Origin of the sequence: Pueribacillus theae (genome assembly GCF_003097615.1) — a bacterium.
In the GTDB taxonomy this organism is placed as follows: Bacteria; Bacillota; Bacilli; order Bacillales; family UBA6769; genus Pueribacillus; species Pueribacillus theae.
This window is the reverse complement of record NZ_QCZG01000079.1, coordinates 1-6,035: the sequence shown is the minus strand read 5'-3', so window position 1 is coordinate 6,035 and position 6,035 is coordinate 1. Positions and strand designations below refer to the sequence as shown.

At 39.2% G+C, this 6,035-nt stretch carries 5 protein-coding genes, 1 pseudogene and 1 riboswitch; of the genes and pseudogenes, 3 read left to right on the top strand and 3 right to left on the bottom strand.

Features of this window, described 5'->3' with window-relative positions; all coding sequences use genetic code 11:
- Positions 1 to 415: 415 nt before the first annotated feature.
- A riboswitch (cyclic di-GMP riboswitch) is annotated at positions 416 to 499 on the bottom strand.
- Between the two features lie 121 nt (positions 500 to 620).
- Entirely contained in the window at positions 621 to 1,340 is a 720-nt protein-coding gene (locus DCC39_RS18435) for an anti-sigma factor (protein WP_165820939.1), read from the bottom strand.
- Positions 1,330 to 1,926 (bottom strand): RNA polymerase sigma factor, encoded by a 597-nt coding sequence (locus DCC39_RS18430; protein ID WP_116556349.1) that lies wholly within the window; start codon positions 1,924 to 1,926, stop codon positions 1,330 to 1,332. Before DCC39_RS18430 ends, DCC39_RS18435 begins: the two co-directional genes overlap by 11 nt.
- 466 nt (positions 1,927 to 2,392) lie before the next feature.
- Between DCC39_RS18430 and DCC39_RS18425 the strand changes: the two genes are divergently transcribed.
- From DCC39_RS18425 to DCC39_RS18415, 3 genes are read left to right on the top strand one after another with little or no spacing between them, the layout of a single operon-like run.
- A complete protein-coding gene (locus tag DCC39_RS18425; RefSeq protein ID WP_240613697.1) occupies positions 2,393 to 3,547 on the top strand; it encodes a COG1470 family protein in 1,155 nt (384 codons plus the stop codon).
- 3 nt (positions 3,548 to 3,550) lie between these two features.
- Complete coding sequence (locus DCC39_RS18420; RefSeq protein ID WP_116556348.1) at positions 3,551 to 4,564, top strand: ABC transporter ATP-binding protein; 1,014 nt, start codon at positions 3,551 to 3,553, stop codon at positions 4,562 to 4,564.
- Entirely contained in the window at positions 4,491 to 5,534 is a 1,044-nt protein-coding gene (locus DCC39_RS18415) for an ABC transporter permease (RefSeq protein ID WP_116556347.1), read from the top strand. Before DCC39_RS18420 ends, DCC39_RS18415 begins: the two co-directional genes overlap by 74 nt.
- A gap of 11 nt (positions 5,535 to 5,545) precedes the next feature.
- On the opposite strand, the pseudogene DCC39_RS18410 reads toward DCC39_RS18415, so the two are convergent.
- Positions 5,546 to 6,035: pseudogene (locus DCC39_RS18410) on the bottom strand (RNA-guided endonuclease TnpB family protein); the annotation flags it as partial.

The window sequence follows — 6,035 nt, the reverse complement described above, 5'->3', positions numbered from 1 at the left end:
TTTAGCTTTTTTAAGATTTAATTTCCAATTCTCTAGTTTTCAGGTGTTGACATATTACCGCTGGGCTGAAAAACACGATAAAGAGAGACTTCCATCGTAGGGGTTTTCTTCGTCTCCCCACTGATATTTAGCACTCTCAGAGTATAATTCACGCTAGCTCACTTCGTTCGCAGTCTCGATAAACGAAACTTATCGGGGTGTTAGCGTCCGTAATCCCCACTTATTTCTTCGAAATTCCAAATCTTGAAGTGGGGTCTTGTCCAGCTTTAGGGCCTAGCTCTTCGAAAAAATTTCTTCCTCCGTCGGGATACAAATCATCCCTTACTCGGAAGAGCATTTTTATCTTAGAGCTGAACAGGCCCTTCAGCTTTCCTGATTAAGGACGGTTGTACTGGGATAAAAAAAACCGACCCCAAATTGAACAGGTCGGTTGCACTACTTGCTCCCAGACAATCAAGTGCCCACATAAAGATTGTCTGTTCATAGCATCCTTGTAATTATAATAATTAGGTATTAAAAACTATTTCTTTAGTACGATTCCCATGCTAATTTTATACTTTTTACCTATAGATGTCTATGGCTAAATGATGAAAAATTGCATATCAGATGGTATGCCTGTATTATTGTTGCAAATCTACATAAAACGCTTTCGGGCCAGTCGGGAGGGGGCTTCCTCCTTTCGGTTCTAAACTTACTTCAATAAACCTTACTTCATCCAGCCCTTCTCCTTTATAATAGAATACGATCATTCCGTTTTTTATCGTTAGCAATTCTCCATTCAAATCACGTTTAGGGTGAATCATCCATAACTGATAATCTTTTTCAACGATTGGAGTTAACCCTTCCGCCTTCAGCAACATTTCATTGTTTTTATCATTTAACCAAACCGTACCTTCTATTTCATTTTTGTTAAAATTAGAAGTTGGGATGACTTTAAACTGGGATGTGTTTGCATCACGCGCAATCGGATGATGGGAGAGTTCTTCCTGTTGTTGGACAAAATATTCTTCGCCGCCTGTTGATTTCATTTGTAACAATCCGAGCAATGCAAAGATAAACAAAAAACATCCCGCAATGGCGTAGGCCGGTTTGGAAACCCATTTGTTTACTTTGTGTTTTGCAAATTTATCAATGCTTTTATCTATTCGCCTTTTTAATCCGGGGGATGGCTGAGTTACGTTTTGTTCACAATGAAGAATGGCTTTCCATTCGCTTACGGTGCTTTGGCAATCATGGCAGCTTTTCAAATGCAGTCGAAGTTGTTTTGATTTGAACCGATCTATCTTTCCCGCAACAAAATCAAACAGTTCCTCTTCTTTCCATTCACACTTATTCGTCATTGTTCTTCTTGCCACCTTCATTCGGTTTCACCCAGTTCAATAATGCTTTTTGCTTACGCAAATTGTTAAGTCCATAACGGATCGCAGATTTTATCGTTCCTAGGGGGCGATGCATCACTTGTGCCAGTTCACGCTGTGTTCTTTCTTCAAAATAAGCGCCGTACAAAACATCTCGTTGGTCTTTCGGGATAAGTGCAAGCGCTTGATGGACAACTTCTTTTTCTAGTTTCTCCATGACGTTGTATTCAGTATGGTTAACTTCCTCTTTTACATGTGATAACAAATCCCCTATTTTTTCTTTCAGAATCGGTTTTTTCTTTTTCAAGTAATCCAAAGAACGGCTTTTCGTCTTGACCGCCAGCCAAGCTTGGACACTGCCTTTTGCCGAATCATATTCTCCGGCTTTTTGGAATACTTCAACGAAAACGTCATGGCAAATATCTTCCGCTTCCTGCCTATTTTTTAAAATGGAAAAAGCTATGTGAAAAACAAATAAACGATGCTGTTCATAAAATTGATCGAATGCAGAGCGTGAACCGCGTTTTATATGATGCAGCAACTGATTTGTTTCGTGCTTACCCGCCATCCAGCTTCCCCCCCAATGTTTCCGATGCCATTAGGTTTTGACATTCAAAATGATTCGTTTGCTAGATTTAGCTGAAGAGACTGCTTCTCTACCCTTCCAACCGAATCGAGCCGAGTAAAACAGCTAATAAACCTTAAGAATAACCATCCTTTTAAAAAAATAGTACTGAATTTTTTATAAAATGACAAATCTAAACCCACCTCTCTTTCGTATATAAAACGAGACTTATCGGGGTGTTGGCGTCCGTTATCCTCCACTTAGACTTCTGCGAAATCTCCAATCTTGAAGTGGGGGTTTTGCCAGCTTTAGGGCCTAGATCTTCGATAAAATTTCTTCCTCCGTCGGGATACAAATCATCCCTTGCTCGGAAGAGCATTTTTCTCTCGAAGCTGAACAGGCCCTTCAGCCTTTCTGATGACGGACGGTTGCACCGGGATAAAACAGAACATAATTTGGAGGTGTTTTCATGATGAGGAAAAAGGTTCTTGTTCTATTATTGGCATTGTTCGTAGGAGGAATCGGCATCCATACTCCCGCACTTGCTGCAAGCCTTACGTTATTTACCCCTTATACAGGCGTTTCGGTTACTCCGGGGGAAACGGTCAATTATTCTGTGGAATTGATAAACAATAGCAGCAGCATTCAAACGACGACTTTTGATACAAGCAATTTACCGAAAGACTGGAATTATACAATTACTTCCGATGGGAGGGAAATTGAACAACTATCAGTAAAAGGAAATGATTCGCAAGAAATTAATTTTGAAGTTCAAGTTCCTCTAAAAGTTGAAAAAGGAAAGTACCAATTTAAGTTAATCGCACAGGCAAACAGTGGCGAATCTACATCGCTTCCATTCTTAATCAACATTACCGAACAAGGAACTTTTAAAACTGAGCTTGAAGCCGAACAACCAAACATGGAAGGCCATGCGGGTTCCACGTTTTCTTACCAAGTGACATTAAAAAACCGAACCGCTGATGAACAGCACTACGCGTTAAGCTCTGCGGCACCCAAAGGATGGGATGTGCAATTTAAAGCGGACGGAAACAACATTACTTCCGCAACGCTTGAACCCAATTCCACGAAAGATATAGATATTGAAATAAAACCGCCTGAAAAAGTCAAAGCAGATACTTACAAGATCCCGATAAAAGCTGCGACAAACGCGACGTCGGCATCAACTGAATTGGAAGCTGTCATTACTGGAAATTACGAAATAAAACTAAGTACGCCATCTGGAAAATTAAACACGGATATTACAGCTGGGCGTGAAAAAACAATCGAACTGCAAATTACAAATTCCGGAACCGCTCCCCTTCGGCAAATTGAGTTAGATGGGGAAATGCCGCCAAATTGGGATATCACGTTTGAACAAAAGACGATCCAAAAAATTGAACCGGGACAATCCGAAAAAGTAAAAGCAACAATTAAAGCCGATAAAGATGCGATTGCGGGTGATTATGTTGCTGTACTCAAAGCTACTGCACCGGAAGCTTCATCTGAAGCAACATTTAGAATTTCTGTTGAAACCTCTGTTCTTTGGGGATTTGTTGGTGTTCTCATCATACTTGCCGTTCTCGCGGGGATGTATTACTTGTTCAAAAAATACGGGAGGCGGTAAATCATGTCAAACGAGATAATTGAAATTGATCAATTAACGAAAAAATATGATCAAACGATTGCAGTAGACCATTTATCGCTTTCGATAAAAAGAGGGGAAATATTTGGATTGTTAGGCCCGAATGGCGCTGGAAAATCAACAACGATTTTAATGCTGCTCGGGTTAAGTGAACCAACCTCAGGCACTGTGAAGGTTTGTGGATTTAATTCAACAAAAGAGCCGATTGCAGTAAAAAAACGCGTCGGCTATTTACCCGACGATCTTGGTTTCTATGAATCAATGACAGGGCTGGAAAATTTAGTTTACACGGCTGCATTGAACGGAATTCCAAAACAAGAAGCAACAGATAGAGCATTAAAATTGCTTGAACGAGTAGGTCTTGCTGATGCAACACATAAAAAAGCCGGTAAATATTCAAGAGGAATGCGACAACGACTGGGTTTGGCTGATGTCCTAATCAAAAATCCCGACGTCATTATTTTAGACGAACCAACGCTAGGCATTGATCCTGAAGGGGTAAGAGAGCTATTGCAATTAATTAAAACGTTAAGCAAGGAAGAAAAAATTACAGTACTCCTATCCTCCCATCATTTGCACCAAGTTCAACAAATTTGTGACCGCGTTGGATTATTTGTGAATGGAAAATTACTTGCCGTTGGAGAGATTCATGAGTTGGCAACACAACTTTTTTTAGATAAAACGACACTTATCTATGTTGAAACTTCACCAATATCAGAAGAATTAATCAATCAACTTAAACAAATCCCAAGTATTATAGAAGTTAAACAATCCAATCAACGACTAGAGATTTATTGTAACGAAAATGTAACGAGCCAAATTGCAGAAACCATTTTGAAAGCAGGCGCTTCATTAAACCATTTAAGCATAAAAAACTATGGATTGGATGAAATCTACCATCGATATTTTGAAGGAAGGGGTTTGAATGAAGGACAATACATTGACGGTCAGGTTAAAAAAAATCGGTTTTCGGTTTCACCAATGGAAAGAAAAGGATAAAGCAGAAAGATCCGTTTTCTGGGCAATCGTTCGGAAAGAATTTACAGATTATATTACAAGCTGGCGAATTATTATTCTTCTTTTTATTATTGCTTTAACTTGCTTAGGGTCACTCTATACTGCCATTTCAACCATTCGGGATGTTCTTTCGGAAGCGGAAGAAACTCAAAACGTTTTTCAAGATTCATTTTTATTCTTGAAATTGTTTACCGTCTCAGATGGTACATTGCCTTCTTTTGTCACGTTTATTACGTTTCTAGGACCTCTTCTTGGCATAGGGCTTGGATTTGATGCCATTAATTCGGAAAGAAATAAAGGGACATTAAGCCGATTAATGTCTCAACCGATTCCTAGAGACTATGTGCTAAATGCCAAATTTGTAGCGGCATTGTTTATTAATATTGTTCTATTCTTTTCACTCGGATTTTTAGTGATGGGGTTAGGAATCTTGATGCTGGGGATTCCACCAACTTTTGAAGAGTTTTTTCGGGTCTTATGTTTCCTTATTGTCAGCATTGCCTATGTTGCATTTTGGCTGAATCTCGGTATTTTATTTTCAGTTAAATTTCGCCAAGCCGCTACATCGGCACTAGCTGGAATTGCCGTATGGATATTTTTCAGTATTTTTTATTCAATGATTATAAATTTGATTCAAAAAGCAACAGCTCCGTCTTCAGAAATCACTCAAGTCGAAACGCTCATTTCCTATCACAATTTTATTCTAAATTTATCAAGACTTTCACCAAGTTATTTGTTTAGTGAATTGACAACAACATTATTGACACCTTCTATTCGAGCGCTGGGACCGTTAACTGTTAATCAAACAACTGGAGCAATTGCGAGCCCTCTGCCCTTTACGCAAAGTTTAATCTTAATCTGGCCGCAATTAACCGGTTTAATTGCGGCAACAATGGTTTGCTTTGCGATATCTTACATTTTCTTTATGAAACAGGAAATCCGTTCTAATTGAACTACTCCACCTTAATTTCTTAACGAAATTTGAAGATGGAGATTNTTGCGGTAGCCACAACTAGAACATAGCTGACTGGAAGGGAAGTTTTTCGCAACTGTTATAACCTGTTTTCCGTACCATTTTGACTTGTATTCAAGCATGGTGCGAAACTCTGACCAACTTACTTCACTAATGGCTTTTGCTAATTTGTGGTTCTTTAACAGATTGGATACCTGCAAATCTTCAATCCCGATGACATCGTGGTTTAGGCCAACACGACGTTGGCCATGCAAGCGTTGCCGCAGGACGCGGCGTTCTTAGCTTGCGTACCTTAGCATGGGAGATTTTATGCAGGTAGTCCTTTCTTGTATTCGTTATTTTCTCATATATTCTTGCAACCTTGATTCGTTGTTTATGCCAATTTGAAGAACTTTTTTTTCGTCTTGACAGGGTACGTTGTGCTTTTGCCAACTTTTTCTCTAGTGTACGGAAGAATTTAGGATTCTTATATACTGTTTC

Excerpts from the sequence above, each read along its gene's own strand:
- DCC39_RS18435 (WP_165820939.1), bottom strand. The coding sequence starts at position 1,340 with ATGACGAATAAGTGTGAATGGAAAGAAGAGGAACTGTTTGATTTTGTT.
- DCC39_RS18415 (WP_116556347.1), top strand. The coding sequence starts at position 4,491 with ATGAAGGACAATACATTGACGGTCAGGTTAAAAAAAATCGGTTTTCGG.
- DCC39_RS18430 (WP_116556349.1), bottom strand. The coding sequence starts at position 1,926 with ATGGCGGGTAAGCACGAAACAAATCAGTTGCTGCATCATATAAAACGC.
- DCC39_RS18425 (WP_240613697.1), top strand. The coding sequence starts at position 2,393 with ATGATGAGGAAAAAGGTTCTTGTTCTATTATTGGCATTGTTCGTAGGA.
- DCC39_RS18420 (WP_116556348.1), top strand. The coding sequence starts at position 3,551 with ATGTCAAACGAGATAATTGAAATTGATCAATTAACGAAAAAATATGAT.